General features: G+C 63.7%; 17 protein-coding genes. 10 read left to right on the top strand and 7 right to left on the bottom strand.

All coding sequences use genetic code 11. From position 1 onward, the window contains the following. Nucleotides 1-57 precede the first annotated feature (57 nt). Entirely contained in the window at nt 58-1,116 is a 1,059-nt protein-coding gene (locus tag AC1DZ8_RS19740; RefSeq protein WP_477307312.1) for a glycosyltransferase, read from the top strand. A gap of 82 nt (nt 1,117-1,198) precedes the next feature. On the opposite strand, the gene hmuQ is transcribed toward AC1DZ8_RS19740, so the two are convergent. The 5 genes from hmuQ to AC1DZ8_RS19715 all read right to left on the bottom strand — a co-directional run bounded on the left by hmuQ (nt 1,199) and on the right by AC1DZ8_RS19715 (nt 5,510). Continuing rightward, the gene (gene hmuQ / locus AC1DZ8_RS19735) at nt 1,199-1,513 is read right to left on the bottom strand and encodes a heme-degrading protein HmuQ (protein WP_023706053.1); all 315 of its coding nucleotides are present in this window, start codon (nt 1,511-1,513) and stop codon (nt 1,199-1,201) included. A 62-nt stretch (nt 1,514-1,575) separates the two neighbouring features. Then, nucleotides 1,576-2,646 carry an energy transducer TonB family protein gene (locus AC1DZ8_RS19730; RefSeq protein ID WP_477401474.1) on the bottom strand — a complete coding sequence of 357 codons (1,071 nt, stop codon included), beginning with the start codon at nt 2,644-2,646 and terminating at the stop codon, nt 1,576-1,578. Nucleotide 2,647: 1 nt separating this feature from the next. Next, nucleotides 2,648-3,088, bottom strand: a complete 441-nt coding sequence (locus tag AC1DZ8_RS19725; RefSeq protein WP_477307308.1) for a hypothetical protein — start codon at nt 3,086-3,088, stop codon at nt 2,648-2,650. Nucleotides 3,089-3,093: 5 nt separating this feature from the next. Beyond that, nucleotides 3,094-5,229, bottom strand: a complete 2,136-nt coding sequence (locus AC1DZ8_RS19720) for a TonB-dependent hemoglobin/transferrin/lactoferrin family receptor (RefSeq protein ID WP_477307306.1) — start codon at nt 5,227-5,229, stop codon at nt 3,094-3,096. Beyond that, complete coding sequence (locus AC1DZ8_RS19715; RefSeq protein WP_477307304.1) at nt 5,187-5,510, bottom strand: hypothetical protein; 324 nt, start codon at nt 5,508-5,510, stop codon at nt 5,187-5,189. Before AC1DZ8_RS19715 ends, AC1DZ8_RS19720 begins: the two co-directional genes overlap by 43 nt. Here AC1DZ8_RS19715 and hemP point away from each other — a divergent pair. From hemP to AC1DZ8_RS19690, 5 genes are read left to right on the top strand one after another with little or no spacing between them, the layout of a single operon-like run. Further along, on the top strand, nt 5,503-5,709 hold the full coding sequence (gene hemP / locus AC1DZ8_RS19710; RefSeq protein ID WP_023673860.1) for a hemin uptake protein HemP: 207 nt from the start codon (nt 5,503-5,505) through the stop codon (nt 5,707-5,709). The genes AC1DZ8_RS19715 and hemP overlap by 8 nt on opposite strands. A 32-nt stretch (nt 5,710-5,741) precedes the next feature. Further along, nucleotides 5,742-6,800 (top strand): hemin-degrading factor, encoded by a 1,059-nt coding sequence (locus AC1DZ8_RS19705; protein WP_477307302.1) that lies wholly within the window; start codon nt 5,742-5,744, stop codon nt 6,798-6,800. Between the two features lie 11 nt (nt 6,801-6,811). Further along, on the top strand, nt 6,812-7,699 hold the full coding sequence (locus AC1DZ8_RS19700; protein WP_477307300.1) for a heme/hemin ABC transporter substrate-binding protein: 888 nt from the start codon (nt 6,812-6,814) through the stop codon (nt 7,697-7,699). 4 nt (nt 7,700-7,703) lie between these two features. Next, on the top strand, nt 7,704-8,801 hold the full coding sequence (locus tag AC1DZ8_RS19695) for a FecCD family ABC transporter permease (protein WP_477307298.1): 1,098 nt from the start codon (nt 7,704-7,706) through the stop codon (nt 8,799-8,801). Between the two features lie 23 nt (nt 8,802-8,824). Beyond that, complete coding sequence (locus AC1DZ8_RS19690; protein ID WP_477307296.1) at nt 8,825-9,613, top strand: heme ABC transporter ATP-binding protein; 789 nt, start codon at nt 8,825-8,827, stop codon at nt 9,611-9,613. A 5-nt stretch (nt 9,614-9,618) separates the two neighbouring features. Here AC1DZ8_RS19690 and rirA read toward each other — a convergent pair whose 3' ends face one another. Beyond that, entirely contained in the window at nt 9,619-10,080 is a 462-nt protein-coding gene (rirA, locus tag AC1DZ8_RS19685) for an iron-responsive transcriptional regulator RirA (protein ID WP_477307294.1), read from the bottom strand. A gap of 282 nt (nt 10,081-10,362) precedes the next feature. On the opposite strand from rirA, the gene AC1DZ8_RS19680 reads away from it, so the two are divergent. From AC1DZ8_RS19680 to AC1DZ8_RS19670, 3 genes are all read left to right on the top strand, one after another. Then, nucleotides 10,363-11,658: a DUF445 domain-containing protein gene (locus AC1DZ8_RS19680; RefSeq protein ID WP_477307292.1), complete on the top strand. Its 1,296-nt coding sequence runs from the start codon at nt 10,363-10,365 to the stop codon at nt 11,656-11,658. 218 nt (nt 11,659-11,876) lie between these two features. Next, nucleotides 11,877-12,308 carry a phasin family protein gene (locus tag AC1DZ8_RS19675; RefSeq protein WP_477307290.1) on the top strand — a complete coding sequence of 144 codons (432 nt, stop codon included), beginning with the start codon at nt 11,877-11,879 and terminating at the stop codon, nt 12,306-12,308. Between the two features lie 178 nt (nt 12,309-12,486). Beyond that, the gene (locus AC1DZ8_RS19670; RefSeq protein ID WP_477307288.1) at nt 12,487-12,984 is read left to right on the top strand and encodes a MaoC family dehydratase; all 498 of its coding nucleotides are present in this window, start codon (nt 12,487-12,489) and stop codon (nt 12,982-12,984) included. On the opposite strand, the gene AC1DZ8_RS19665 is transcribed toward AC1DZ8_RS19670, so the two are convergent. Then, nucleotides 12,981-14,423 carry an MFS transporter gene (locus AC1DZ8_RS19665; protein WP_477307286.1) on the bottom strand — a complete coding sequence of 481 codons (1,443 nt, stop codon included), beginning with the start codon at nt 14,421-14,423 and terminating at the stop codon, nt 12,981-12,983. The genes AC1DZ8_RS19670 and AC1DZ8_RS19665 overlap by 4 nt on opposite strands. 131 nt (nt 14,424-14,554) lie before the next feature. Between AC1DZ8_RS19665 and AC1DZ8_RS19660 the strand changes: the two genes are divergently transcribed. After that, a complete protein-coding gene (locus AC1DZ8_RS19660) occupies nt 14,555-15,445 on the top strand; it encodes a LysR family transcriptional regulator (RefSeq protein ID WP_477307486.1) in 891 nt (296 codons plus the stop codon). Nucleotides 15,446-15,449 lie beyond the last annotated feature (4 nt).

Below are 15,449 nucleotides of genomic sequence, written 5' to 3'. Positions count from 1 at the left end.
TCGGATAGTAAGGGTATGCGCTACCAGGCAGCAACGTGAGCGGGCGCAGCCGAACAGATGGAAGACATTTTCCGACCGTTTGAGCTGCCGCGCGTGTCGGTGGTCATCACCAGCCATAACTACCGCCCCTATGTCGAGGACGCCATTCGCTCGGTCCTGGCGCAAACCTATCAGAGATGGGACTGCGTCATCGTCGACGATGCGTCGACCGATGGCTCGGCCGAACATATCCGGCAACTCCTCCAGACAATAGACGATCCGCGCTTTCGGCTGCTGGCGCGCGCGGAGAATGGCGGACAACTCGCGGGATTTCGCGACGGCTTCGCCGCGACCGATGCGCCGTTCGTGGCGTTTCTCGATTCCGACGATGTGTGGCTGCCGGATTTTCTCAAGGCGCATCTGTCGGCCCATTTGAACGCGACACGCACGGCGGCCTTGTCGAGTTGCGATCTTTTTCTGATCGACCGCGATCGCCAGCTTTTGAGTGGCACCTATCTTGTCCTGCGCAAGCCGCGTTTCAAACCGGACGCGCGGGGCCTGGCCGTCACGCCCGGCAAGCAGCTTGGCGACCTTGCGCCCGACATCGCCTATTCGTCGGAGTATCCGATCACCTATTTTGGCCCCGATGCCTATGGCTGGATATGGGCGCCGACGTCATCGCTGGTTTTTCGGCGTGGCGCGCTGGAACCGGTTCTGGGTTTTCCATTCAAGGCCGAGATGGGGACCGATTATCTTGCGGCGACATGTGCGCATCTGGCGGCAGGCAGCCTGATCCTGTCCGAATGCCTCGGCCTCTATCGCCTGCATGGCGCCAATGAATCGACCAATGTTTCCTTTGCCGGCGGCCACGTGCAACTGTCGCCGGGTTATCAGGCGCGCGAGACCGTCAGGGCTTTGGATGTCCTTGATTATGTCCTGGCCAACGCGGCTTTGCTGAGAGCCGCCAATGGCAAGGCCTTCTTGCCCGAATTCCTGTCGCAGCATGTCAGACGTTTTGGCGTTTTGGCAGATGACCCACGCCTGTTGCCTTTTCTGGATCGGCGCGGCCGGATCCGGCTGCGGCGCAAGCGCTTCGTCCGGTCGTTGCGGCGGCTGTTCGGCATGGAAACCGCCTGAGGGTCGGCACGCCGCAAAGGCATTTCCTTTGGGGCGAGGATCGGGATGGTGCGGCCCCGGACCGTCCTCAGGTGAAGCCGTCTCAGGCGCCTTCGACGACCGAAAAGCCTTCGAACTGCGGATGGCCGAGATAGTGCACCTTGGAGGTGCCGGCGTTGCGGTGGGCGGCGCGGAAATTCTCGGATTTGGTCCAGGCGACAAAATCCTCGTGGCTTGCCCACACCGTGTGCGAAGCAAACAGCGTATAGCCCTCGGCCTCGTTGACCGGGCCGCGCAGCAAATGAAATTCCCTGAAGCCTTTCATCTCCGAGAGGCTGGAATCACGGTTCTTCCAGACATCCTCGAAGGCGGTCTCCGAGCCGTTCTGGACCTTGAAGCGGTTCATGGCGATGTACATTGGCGTCCTCTTCTGAATTGACGACGGTGACGTTTGATAGACATCCTGTAATTGCAAGGCGCTTAAAACAGACCGATCCGCGCCCTGAACACCCAGCTTGATTTGCCGGTCTCGGGTGGAATGGGCGGGAACGGCGCCTGTTGGCGCACCAGATTCAGCGCGAACTGGTCAAGCTCGGCCGATCCTGAACTTTCGGCGAGCTGCAGGTTGCCGATGCTGCCATCGGCCATGACGGTGAAAACAACCCTTGCATTGTTGAGAGCCTTTTCTTGAATCTCTTTCGAAACACGGCCGTTGGCGCGGGTAAGCTTGTTCTGAACTTCAGCCCTGTAACCGGATTCCATCGCATTGCCGGCCGCGCCCTGTTTTTCGCCTTTGCTGGCAACCGCAGATGCCTCACGTTCCTCGCCATCTGCCGTGCCCCCGGCTTCTCCCGATATGGATGCGCTCCGGCTCGGGACCGGGGCCTTGGCAGCAGGCGAGTCAACAGGAGGCTCGTCGGCGGGCGACGCTTCTGAACTTTGCGGTTGAACCGCTGCCGGTGCCGGCGTCTCAGCCGTTGGGGCGACACTTTGACCATTCGGGATGGCGGCCGTCAGTGTGTCCGGCGCAGCCTGTTCGACGACTTCCGGGGAAGGCTCGGGCGTTGCCTCCTGCCTTGCGGGTAGGGCCGCCTCGGTCGGCGGCGCTGGTTGAACGGCTTCGGGCTTGGCCGGCTGCGGATCGGCCACCAAGGTAACATCGATCGCGTCAGGCAGGTTTTTCAAAGCGGTGCCGACGACGTCAGCGCCCGATTGTTGGGAGCCTTCGGCTTGTATCGCATCCTCGGTATCGAATGTTCCAGTCGGTGCGATGAAAAACGCCGCCATGGCGGCCGCATGCAACAGGCAGGAAGCAACGATCGCTATCGTCCATTTGCGATCGGCCGCCGGCCGCGCAAGCGGTTCGGCCGGCGCAATCGCCGGTTCGTTGCCGGCGTCGTCGGGAAGGGGGCTGATGTCCTGCATGTCTTGCGGCGAGACCTGCCCCGAGCGAGGCGGGATTGTCAAATCAAGATCGGTTGCCAGCCATGACGGTGGGCTGGGGACGGGCCAAACCGCGCTGTCTTGCTTGAAGGCGGGATGCGCGCCCACCTCAGACGCCGAAGGCGATGCCGGTCTTGGTCTCAGTCTTCAGGCCGCGCATGCAGGCAGCCGGCTCGACGCCGGCACCGGCGCAGTCGGTGGCACTGTTGATCAGCACGCGGCTGAGTTTGGTGCAGTCGGTGCCGGCGAGATCGAAGCGGGTCACCTTGGTCTTGCCGGCCGGCAGGTCCTTGAAATCGAGCACGCTGAGACGGTCGACGACACCGGCCTGGTTGAACAGCGCGATCTCGAAGGCCGCCTTGGACAGATCGGCGCCGAGGCCATTGTTGACGACGAAGGTCAGCCGGCAGCCCTTGTCCGATGGCTGCACGGCATTGAGTTCGAGGCTGAGTTGCGGCGCCGGCGCGGACTGAGCCCACGCCGGCACCGAGCCGAGCGAGATCGCCAGCGTCGAGGTCAACAGACGAAGCGATGTCGTCAAGCTTGTCATTGACGTCAGCCTCCAAAGCGCATGGTTGCGGCCAGCTTCAGCGTGATGCCGGGCTCGTAGATGACGGCGGTGGTGCCGCCGTTCAGCGGGTTGGTGTATTTGACATCGAACAAATTGTCGGTGCGGAAGTCCACCTTCAAACTGTCGGTTGCCTGGTAGCTGGCGAAGGCGTTGACCAGCGTATAGTCCTTCGCCACGGGGTTGCCCTTGGGCTTGCCGTTGTACTGTACCTCGCCGCCAACGGTCAGCTTGTCCTGAAGGAAGCGGAAGCCGAGCTGCCCGGTGACCTGCGAGGACGGGATGGTGGCAAGGTCGGCCCGCTCGCCTTCATAGGAGATGGTGTGGCCGTTGATGATCGAGGCCGAGAGCCCGGCATAGCCCCAGGCGGCATCGTAGATGCTTTCCAGTTCGACGCCGTTGATCTTGGCCTGGGCGAAGTTCTGATACTGGAAGCAGATCGGGATGCCGGGGCCGAACGGGCAGCCGCTGGTCGGGTCGAACGGCGACAGCGTCACGCCCTCGATGTAGTCGTCGACGTCGTTGTGGAAGTAGGCGGCCTTGAGCCGGAACGCGTCGCCGGCTTCCATGATGTCGTTCAGCTTGTAGTTGACGCCGAATTCGGTGGTCTTGCCGGTTTCGGGCCGCAGGTTCGGGTTGGGCAGGAACGGGAAGGTGACGCCGGCCGGATGGTTGCCGCTGATCAGTGTTTCGGTCAGCGACGGCGAGCGGTAGCCTTCCGCATAGGTGCCATAGAATTGCAGGCCAGCCAGGCTGGCACTTTCGAAGGGCGTGACACCGACCGTGATACGCGGCGACAGCCTGTCGCCTGAGGTTTCGTTGTCCGAATCCTTCAGGCTGTAATTGTCGTAACGCAGGCCGGTGATGACTTCGAGCCAGTCCCAGGTCAGCTTGTCCTGGATGTAGGCGCCCGAAACGTTGCGCTTGCCTGACGGCGTATAGAAGCTGTCGCCGCCCGACGTGCCGCCGGTCTCGACATCGTCGCCCACCCAGTCGCCGCCATAGGTCAGCTCATGCGCGTTGCCGGCGGTCTCGAAGCGGGACGTGTTCCAGATGTCGATGCCGGTGGTGCCGACATCGAAGGTCGATGTCGAGCCTGCCGGCAGCACGACAGGAAGACCGGTGACCGGATCGAACCGGTTTTGCGGCACGAGCGTGGTCAGGTCGAGATTGGTCTTGTTGTAGGAGGCGTTGATGTGGAGATCGAGCCAGCTCCTGGCATCGTCGGTGATGTTGTAGCGGGCGGTAAAAGTGTTCGACTTCAGGTCGACGTCGTTGGCCGGCACGCCGCCGCTGGTTTCCGTCCAGCCGTCGCTCGAACCGACCCAGCCGAGCTTCAATTCGCTGTTTTCACTCGGGCGGATGGTGGTCTTGAGCAGGCCGCTCAGCACGTCGAAGCCGGTGCCGGCGACGGTGTCGCCGCTGCCGTTCTTGTAGTCGTCGTAGTCGCGGTAGACGATGTTGCCCAGCACATCCCAGTTTTCGTTGAATTTGTAAGCGCCGCTGGCGCTGGTGGTCCAGCCCTTGCCGTTGCTCTCATAGCGCCCGGTGACGGAGCCGGCCCAGGTCTCACCCGGCCTCAGGAAGTCCTCGGCATCCTTGGTGTCAAAGAAGACGACGCCGCCGATGGCGCCGGAGCCATAGGTATTGGCGGTGGGACCGCGAATGACGTCGACGGACTTGATGAGTTCGGGATCGACATAGAAGGTCGACTGCGTGCCGTGGTCTGAACGCTGGAAATTCTGCCTGGCGCCGTCGACGATCACCGCGACGCGACCGAAATCCTGCAGGCCGCGAATGTTGATGCTGGAGCTGACGCGCCGTGCGTCGGCCTGCACGGTGACACCCGGCACACCCAGCAGCATTTCATTGGGTGTCGTCGCCATGCGGCGGTCGAGCTGTTCCTGGTCGACATGGCTGGCCGAGGCAAGCGATTCGATTGCCGTTTCGCCGGTGCGGCTGATGACGAGGATCTTGTCGAGCAGCGTCACGCCGGCGGGCGCCGGCTTGGTGTCCTCGGTTTTCTTGCTCGGATCAGTCTGCTGCTGGTCGGTAGCTTGTTGCGCGCTGGCCGGCGGCGTCAACAACGCGATCGCTGCTGCCCCCGCAAGCAAGGCTGCCATTGTCTTTGCCATAGGCCGATGCGCCGGATCGGCGTGTGCCAGATCCAGTCGTCCACGATTTGCCAACCCCATTGCCCCAACTCCAAATCCAGGTTCGATGCTGGCTGGCGGCGGCGCTCGCTGGCATTTTTCATTTCGTCCGGCGTCTTAAATGTTGACTCATTTGGTCCGGTAATGCACTGACTAATAAACATGATTATTCGAGTCAAGAAATGAATCGGCATTTTTGCAACGCCTAGCCAGACGCCCGGCACAGGAAAGGGATAGACAGAAATGAACACCCACAATCCCAACGACTTCCGTTACCGCGTCCGCCGTTCCGAGGAGACGCCGACCCGCTTCGATCGGGTGCCGCTGGCGGTGAGGACCTTGTCGTCCAACACGCTGTTCCAGGGCGAGCACGAGATCGGCATCGAGCACCATGGCGCGCTCTATCGGCTCAAGATCACCCGTCAGGGCAAGCTCATACTCAACAAGTAACAAACCAGACAGGGCAGACAGGTAAGCAGGACATGGACCAGCGCGTAAAACCCGCCCCGCATGAAATCCGGCGGGCGCGGGCAGACAATCCGAAAGCGCGCGAGCGCGATCTCGCCGCCGAGCTCGGCATTTCGGAGGCTGAACTGGTCGCCGCCCATTGCGGCGAAGGGGTCGTGCGCGTCGAGCCGCGAGTCAACGATCTGCTGACCGGCCTCGAGGCCGTCGGCGAAGTGATGGCGCTGACCCGCAACGAAAGCGCGGTGCACGAGAAGATCGGTGTCTATGACAAGGTCGTGCCCGGCACCCACAATGCCATGGTGCTCGGCGAAAACATCGACCTGCGCATCTTTCCGAAGGTCTGGGCGCATGGCTTTGCCGTGGAGAAGCGCGACGGCGGTGACATCCGCCGCAGCCTGCAATTCTTCGACGCGGCGGGCGATGCCGTGCACAAGGTGCATCTGCGGCTGGCGTCCAATCTCTATGCCTACCAGAAGCTGGTGGCGGCCCTCGAATCATCGAACCAGGAGCCGACCGTGTCTATCGCAGGCCTTGCCGACGATGACGCCGAGACGCCCGGTGCCGCCGCCAACATCGACGATCTGCGCGACCGCTGGAGCCGGTTGACCGACGTGCATGAGTTCTTCGGCATGCTGAAGGCGCTAAAGCTCAGCCGCCGCCAAGCCGTGCGCATGGTCGGCCAGGACTATGCGTGGCTGCTCGACAATGACGCCGTCAGCGCCATGTTCCACCATGCCGCAGCCGACGGCATGCCGATCATGTGCTTCGTCGGAAACCGCGGCTGCATCCAGATCCATTCCGGCCCGGTCAAGTCGATCAAGGCGATGGGGCCGTGGATCAACGTCATGGACGAGACTTTCCACCTGCATTTGCGCACCGATCACATCCAGGAAGTCTGGGCCGTGCGCAAGCCGACCAAGGACGGTCATGTCACCTCGCTCGAAGCCTATGGCGCCGACGGCAAGATGATCATCCAGTTCTTCGGCAAGCGCCATGAAGGCGAGGGCGAGCGCGACGATTGGCGGTTCCTGGCCGAAAACCTGCCGCGCATTCCAATCCCGACCGCTGCCTGAGGATTACGACGATGATTTCCCTGTTCAGGCGCCCGACGCTTGCCGCGGCCATGGCCCTATCACTGCTTCCTGCGGCACCCGCTCCGGCCACCGAAAACCTCGCCGTATTTGCCGACACGACGCGGATCGCGGCCATCGGCGGCTCGATCACCGAGATCGTCTACGCGCTTGGCGAAGAGGGCCATCTTGTCGCCCGCGATTCGACCAGCCGCTACCCCGCCGCCGCGATGGCGCTGCCCGACGTCGGCTACATGCGCCAGCTGTCGGCGGAAGGTGTTTTGTCGGTCAATCCGTCCGGCATTCTGGCGCTGCAGGGCAGCGGCCCAAGGGAAGCGGTCGATGTGCTGAAAAAGTCGAGCGTGCCGTTCATCGACGTGCCCGAGCACTACAGCCATGACGGCATTCTGGAAAAGATCCGTATCGTCGGCAAGGCGCTCGGCGTCGACGCCAAGGCAGAGGCACTGGTGGCCGAGACCGACGCCAAGCTGAAGGCAGCCGAAAAACAGACGGCGTCGATCAAGGAGCGCAAGCGCATCCTGTTCGTGCTGTCGATCCAGGGCGGCAAGATCCTCGCCGCCGGCAGCGACACTGCCGGCGACGGCATCATCAAGCTCGCCGGCGCGGTCAATGCGGTCGAAGGCTTTTCCGGCTACAAGCCGATGTCCGACGAGGCCATCGTCACCGCCAGGCCGGACGTGATCCTGGCCATGAAAAACGCCGGACCGCCGATTGCGGAAGCTGAGCTGTTCGCCATCCCGTCGATCGCTTCGACGCCGGCTGGCGAAGGCCGCATACTGATCCTGATGGATGGCAGCTATCTCCTTGGCTTCGGGCCACGCACGGCCGATGCCATCCACGATCTGGCCGTCTCGCTCTATGGCAGTCAGGTCACGGACTGAGCCGATGGTGGACCAGTCGATCGCCGGCGCGGCGGGCAAGGTGGCGGCCGAGGGCGATCGTTCAGGGCGCGCGCGCCTGGTCGTCGTGCTCCTGTGGGTGGTGCTTGCGCTTTCCATGTTCCTGTCGCTGACGTCGGGCGCCTCCGATGCGTCGGCCGTCGGCGTCATCCGGGACTGGCTGACCGGCGCTGTGCCTGGAGATGCCGCACTCGGCGCGCGCGACCGGCTGATCGTCTACGACATCCGCATGCCGCGCGTGCTGCTCGGTGTGTTGATCGGGGCGGCACTTGCCGTATCCGGCGCGGTCATGCAGGGCCTGTTTCGCAATCCGCTGGCCGATCCCGGCCTGATCGGCGTTTCCGCCGGATCGAGCCTCGGCGCGGTCGCTGTCATCGTGCTCGGCACGACCTGGCTGGCGCCGCTCACTCTGGCGCTCGGCAGTTTGGCCTTGCCGCTCGCCGCTTTTTGCGGTGGCCTCGCGGTCACGCTGGTGCTCTACCGTGTCGCCACGCGGCAGGGGCGCACCTCGGTCGCCACCATGCTGCTTGCCGGCATTGCGCTGGCCGCCCTTGCCATGGCGCTGACCGGCATCCTGATCTTCATGGCCGACGACCGGCAGTTGCGCGACCTGACCTTCTGGCAGCTGGGCTCGCTCGGCGGCGCGACCTGGCCGAAGATCGCTTCCGTCGGCCCGATCATCGTTCTGGCGCTGGCGGCGATGCCGTTTTTGGCCCGCGGCCTCAACGCATTGGCGCTCGGCGAGGCGACCGCCGGCCATCTCGGTATTCCGGTGCAGCGGCTGAAATACACTGCGATCGTCGGCGTCTCGGCGGCAGTCGGCGCTTCGGTCGCAGTCAGCGGCGGCATCGGCTTTGTCGGCATCGTCGTGCCGCATCTGCTGCGGCTGCTGATCGGACCGGACAATCGCTATCTCTTGCCGGCATCGGCACTGCTCGGCGCCTCGATGCTGCTCACCGCCGATGCCGTCGCCCGCGTCATCGTGGCGCCGGCCGAACTGCCGATCGGCATCGTCACGGCGATCGCCGGCGCGCCGTTCTTCCTCTGGATTCTGCTGCGCAAGCGCGGCGTAATCGACCTGTGAGACTTGAAACCTGTGAGGCCGGCATGATCGAAGCACGCGATGTCTCGGTGGCGATCGGCGGCAAGCGCATTGTCACCGATGTCGACTTTACCGCGCGGCCCGGCGAGGTCGCGGCAATCGTCGGGCCCAATGGTTCGGGCAAGACGACCTTTTTGAAGGCCCTGTCGGGCGATCTGGCGTTTACGGGAACGGTTACCGTCAACGGCCGTGACCTCATTGCGATGAAGCCGGTGGAGGCTGCTATAGCGCGCGCTGTGCTGCCGCAAGTGACCACGCTGTCCTTCCCTTTCACCGTGCGCGAAGTGGTCAGGCTCGGCCTTGTCGGCGGCCGCTCCGGCGTGCTGCCGGGCGAAAATGAAAGGCTGCCGGAGCGGGCGCTGGCGCGCGTCGACCTCGACGGCTTTGCCGGCCGTTTCTATCAGGAGCTTTCAGGCGGCGAACAGCAGCGCGTGCAGCTGGCGCGCGTACTGTGCCAGGTCTGGGCGCCGGTGCTCGACGGCAAGCCGCGCTATCTCTATCTCGACGAGCCGGTGTCCAGCCTCGACATCAAGCACCAACTGATCATCATGAACATCGCCCGCGACTTCGCCCGGCGCGGCGGTGGTGTGATCGCCATCCTGCACGATCTCAATCTGACGGCCATGTATGCCGACCGGGTCTTCGTCATGCATCGCGGCCGGCTCGCCGCTGACGGTTCGCCGCAAGAGGTGCTGAGCGACGATCTGATCGAAAAAGTGTTCGATTGCCGGCTCAAGGTCGGCGTGCTGCCGACTGGAAATGTGCCGTTCGTCCTGCCGCAGTCGGCAGCCTAGAAAGTTCAGGCGGCTGGAGCGCGCTGCACCAGCATGTCGATGCCGAGCAGATGGCGCACGTTCGGCCGCGCTGCCACCATATCGGCGATCGTGTAGCGGGAGAGCACGGCAAAGAAGGCGTTGAGCGCCTCACGCAGCGCCGAGTTCAGGGCACAGCTGTCGACCAGCGGACATTCGGCGGCGTCGTTCTCGAAGCACTCGGCCATGGCGAAGCTCTCTTCGGTCACCCGCACGACGTCGAACAGATTGATCTGCTCGGCGGGACGGCCAAGCCTGACACCGCCATTGCGGCCGCGCACCGTCTCGACCAGACCGTGCTCGACCAGCGGCTGCAGAATCTTGAACAGGAAAAGCTCCGACACCGAATAGGCGGCCGCGATCTCCGGGATGCGGCTCAGCCGATCGGTGTTGGCCGCGCAATACATCAGGATGCGCATGGCGTAGTTGGTCTGGCGCGTTAACCGCATTTCATTCCTCACCCACGTGCTGGCGCATTGGAACTGCACCAGATTTTAGATTTGCGCTGGTGCGGCTTTCTCACCCGGCGTTTCGGATTCGCCCACACTGGCCTGTTCGGAATATGGCCTATACCTTGGAACAATTCCAGACTGGGATTGGACGATAGATGAATATTCCTGTCAACTTTGTGTGCTTAATCGGCGTGTCTTGAGGCGAAATCGGCCGTCCGGTCATGTCACGGGCCGAAACAGTCCCTAAATACCCCTGAGATCGACGAGGAGCGGCCCACCATGTCTCAATCGGCTCCGTCCCTGGCGTCCGGCGGTTTCGATACCGAGGCGGGCGCCAAGCTTTCCGCGTTGCGGTGGACAAAGTTTCTCGCCACGGCAGCACTGGCGCTTTGCGTCGTGGTCTTTGCCGTGGCCAAGTCGTTCGAGAGCACTTATCCGTGGCTTGGCTTCGTGGCGGCCTTCGCGGAGGCGGCGACGATCGGCGGCCTGGCCGACTGGTACGCGGTGGTGGCGCTGTTCAAGCGGCCGCTCGGTCTGCCGATCCCGCACACCGCCATCATCCCGGAGAACCAGCACCGCATCGCCGACAATCTCGGCCGCTTCATCGAGGTCAATTTCCTGGCGCCCGAGCCGGTGCGCGAAAAACTGGCCGAGGTCGATTTTGCAGCGCTGGTCGCCGACTGGCTGACTGACGCCGAACGATCTGCCGGCCTGTCGCGCTTTGTCGTGCGGCTGGTGCCGCAGACGCTTGCGGCAATCGAGCAATCCGGCCTGCGCGGCTTCGTCACCAGCCGCATGCTGGAGCAGATCGACAAGGTGCCGCTGGCGCCGCTGGCCGCCGAACTTCTGTCGGCGCTGACCGACGACCGCCGCCACCAGAAACTGTTCGACGAGTTCACCCGGGTGATCGGCCGGTTCCTGAACGACGAAGAGGCGCTGGGGACGATGCGCGAAAAGATCCGCGAGGAATTGCCGTCGCTGTTCAACCTGTTCCGCGCCGACGCCTATCTGCTGAAGAAGATCGTCGCTTCCGCCGGTTCGCTGCTCGATGAGGTCCGTGCCGATCCCGATCACCCGATGCGCGCCGAATTCGACCGCTTCGCACTGAGCTTCATCGAGCGGCTCAGGACCTCGAAGCAATATGCCAAGCGGGCCGAGAAACTGAAGCGCGATTTTCTGGCGCGGCCGGAGGTCAAGTCGCTGGCCGGCGACATGTGGGAGAGTCTGCGCCTGTTCATCGAACAGGACGCCAAGGCGGAGAATTCGATTGTTCGCGACCATCTCGCCAACATGTTCGTCGAGGTCGGCCGCCATCTCTACGGCGATCCGCAGATCCGGGCCGACATGAACCAGGGCTTTGTCGTGGCGCTTGGCTCCTTCGTGGAGAGCCAGAAGAGCGGCGTGTCCAAGTTCATCGCCGACCAGGTCAAGCGCTGGGACCTTGCCCAGCTGACCAGGCTGATCGAGATGAACATCGGCAGGGACCTGCAATATATCCGCTTCAACGGCATGATCATCGGCGGCCTTGCCGGCCTGGTGCTTTACACGGCTGAGCTATTGTTCCTCGCGGGTTGAAGCGGGCGCTTCGCCTTTGCACCGCAAAATTGCGTTGCGCGGGCGAATGGACACGCGGCGCGCGAGTGCTATTGTCCAGCTTAGAGCAGTTCACCGTTTCGCTGCGACCTGCTCTAACTCTTTGTTTTGACGCAATTCCGGACGGAAAACCGTTTCACACTTTTCCTGGAATTGCTCTAGGGTTCCGCATTTGCAGTTAACTGGGGAGCAAGCGAGCAATGGCCAAACAACCCGAATCCGATTCGTTCCTGGACATGTTCAGCCGGTTCGGCCGTGACCTGAAGGTGCCCAATGTCGATGTCGAGGCGATCCTTGCGCACCACCGCAAGAACCTCGAGGCGCTGGAGAAATCGGCGCGGGCAGGCGCTGCCGGCGCGACGTCGCTTCTGTCCAGGCAACGCGAGATGCTGCAGGACACGCTGCGCGAAGTCAGCGACATGGCGCATAACTACAAGGCGCCAGGCAATCCGCAGGAGCTGATGTCCAAGCAGGCGGAGTTCGCCAAGAAATCCTTCGAGGCCGCCCTGAAAAACGCCAGCGAAGTGGCCGAGCTGGTCAAGAAATCCGGCACCGAATCCGTCGAGATCCTGCGCGAGCGCATCAAGGAAGCGATGGAGGAGATTCGCTCCGGCTATGAGAAGAGGAAGTGATGTCAGGCACGGCCTGACCGCTGCCCGCCACCTCTGAACAGACCGGCCCTTTGCGGTGCATGGCCATGGACGGGGCGTGCCGTTTGGCGGAAAATGACGGAACGGAATCGCAAGAGGCGAATTGACAGGGGTTGTCGGTTCGTGGTCCGAGGCGTTGGGAGCCATCGGGAAAGCAGGAATGACGGAACTACGGCCGAAAACGCCGCCGACCTTTGAGCAGCTAAGGGCGATGGCCGGGCAGGAGCTCGGCGTGTCGGAATGGACGACGATCGACCAGAGCCGCATCAACCAGTTCGCCGAATGCACCGGCGACCATCAGTGGATTCACGTCGATCCGGAGCGGGCGAAGCGGCAAAGCCCGTTTCGCACCACGATTGCGCATGGCTATTTGACGCTGTCGATCATCGGCGCATTGGCGCTCGATATGGGCATCGTGCCCGAAAACACGCAAGCCGCCTTCAACTACGGCTTCGACAAGGTGCGGTTCCTGGCGCCGGTCAGGGTCGGCGCACGAATCAGACTGCGCTCGACGCTGTTGTCGGTCGAGGACAGAGGGCCGGGCCAATACCTGATGAAGGCCGCCAACACGGTCGAGATCGAGGGCGAGCAGAGGCCGGCTTTGACCGCTGAAACGCTGGTCATGCTCTATGAGCGCCGCAAGCGGGCCGGAGCCTAGGCCGACCTGCCGCCGGCGCGGGCAGAGAACAGCGCCAGGAACAGTGCAGCCACTGCGAGCGCCGTCGCCGTCTGAAAGGTGGCCTGCATGCCGTGGGCGGCTGCCGTTGAGGTCAACGGACTTTCTCCGGCCGAGGCAACCGCAAAGATGGCGCCCATCAGCGATGCGCCGGTGATCAGGCCGAGATTGCGCGACAGATTGAGCAGGCCGGACACGACGCCGCGTTCGCCGGCGGCGACACCGCTCATGACGGCGGCATTGTTGGAGGTCTGGAACAGCGCGTAGCCGAAGCAGGTGACGGCGATCGGTCCGACATAGCTGGCAATGCCGAGTTCCGTCATGGCGAGTGACAAAAGAAAAGTGCCGACGGCGAGGCTGAACAATCCAGCGACCATCATCTTGTGGGCACCAAAGCGATCGGTGAGCCGGCCGGCGATCAGCGCCGAGAGCGCCGACACCAGCGGACCTGTCGACAGCACCACGCCGACCATCGCGGCATCAAGCCCGAGACCGCGCGACAGATAGAACGGCGCGACCACCAGGGTCGCCATCATCACGGTGGCGACGACGAGGTTCATGGCGAGGCTGGAGGTGAGCCGGATGTCGTACAACCGGGCAAGCCGGATCAGGGGGTTCGTCGCCCTCGTCTGCGCAACGCCGAACAGAACGACGCCGATGCCGGCAGCGATCAGAAGGCCGATGTTGAGGGTGCCGAAATGGCCGCGGCCGAGTGTCATGGCCAGCGCATAGGCGGCGAGCGTCAAAGCGAGCAGCGCAGTGCCCGTTGTATCGAAGCTGCCTCGATCGGCTTCGGCAGCTTTACCGCGGGCGGGCAGGGCTAGCCAGGCGAGAGCGAAGGCCGCGACGCCTAGCGGGACATTGACGAGGAAGATCGCCCGCCAGCCGAAGCCGGCGATCAGCAGGCCGCCGAGCGAGGGACCGAGCGTCGTGCCGATCGCCGACATGGCGCCGAGCAGGCCCATGGCGCTGCCGGTTCTCTCCTTGCTCACGGTCTCCGCGACAAAGGCCAGCGTCAGCGCCATCATCAGCGCTGCGCCAAGTCCTTGCACGGCGCGTGCCGCGATCAGCAGCCAGAGCGTCGGCGCCACGCCGCAGAGCACCGAGGCCAGCGTGAACAGCGCGATGCCGCCGAGCAGCATCGGCTGGCGGCCAAACATGTCGGCCAGCCGTCCGGCGCTGACGATCAAAGCGGTGATGGCCAGCAGATAGGCGAGAACCACCCATTGCACCGACTGGAACGACGCGGCGAAAGCCTGCATCAGGGAAGGCAGGCCGACGCTCGCAATACTGGTTCCCAGCGAGGACAGCAGCGTGGCGAGCGACAGGCTGGCCAATGCCAAGACAGGAGACCGGGCCAGGACTGTGGACTGGACCTGCTGCGGCGCCGATACGCGCTCGTTCTGCTCAGCAATTGCCATGGCGATCTCCTTCTTGCCGGTCCGGAAACCGGATCTGTGGGAGATCTAGTCGCCAAGGTGGTGTGGCGGAAGGCGCAGCATTTGCATCTTATTCATGCGTTCAGCGCCATGTCATGTGTTACAATCCGTCGATGACACCGCCCGATCTCAATTTGCTGTTCGCACTCGACGTCCTTTTGGCCGAAGGCAGCGTGGTGCGCGCCGCAACACGGCTGCGGCTCAGCCCTTCGGCGATGAGCCGCACGCTGGCGCGGCTGCGGGAAGCGACCGGCGATCCGCTTCTGGTTCGCGCCGGGCGCGGCCTTGTGCCGACACCGCGTGCAGAAGAATTGCGGCAGCAGGCTGGCCGCGTCGTTGGGGATGCCGAGGCGCTGCTGCGTCCGGCAACACTTCTCGATCTCGCGACGCTGGACCGGATCTTCACACTGCGGACCAATGAAGGGTTCGTAGAGGAGTTTGGACCGCGTCTCGTCGCCCGCATTCAGGCCGAGGCGCCCGGCGTGCGGCTGCGCTTTGCGCCCAAAGCGGACAAGGATATCGCCGCGCTGCGCGACGCGGCGGTCGATCTGGAGATCGGCGTCGCCGGCGAGACGGGGCCGGAAGTGCGGATACAGGCGCTGTTTCGCGACCGCTTCGTCGGCGCCGTGCGAGCTGGGCATCCGTTGAGCGAAGGCGAGGTGACGCCGGAACGTTATGCTGCCGGCCGACACATCAGCGTTTCCAGGCGCGGTCGCGAAAGGGGACCGATCGACGAGGCGCTGGCACAGCTTGACCTGCAGCGGACAGTCGTATGCATGGTCTCCGGCTTCTCGGCCGCCCTTGCCATGGCCCGGGCCTCGGACCTGATCGCCAGCGTGCCCGAGCGGCACACGCAAGGCGCACGCGCTGGCATGGTCAGCTTTCCGCTACCGGTCGCCACTGTGGAGGTGACCATCTCGATGCTGTGGCATCCGCGGCTCGACGCCGATCCGGCGCAACGTTGGGTGCGCGACTGCGTGCGGGAGGTCTGTGCGGCCCGATGATCTG

The organism is Mesorhizobium sp. P2_F7 (assembly GCF_056403695.1).
Note: the sequence above shows the minus strand (reverse complement) of the source record. Positions and strands in the feature narration are given on the sequence as shown.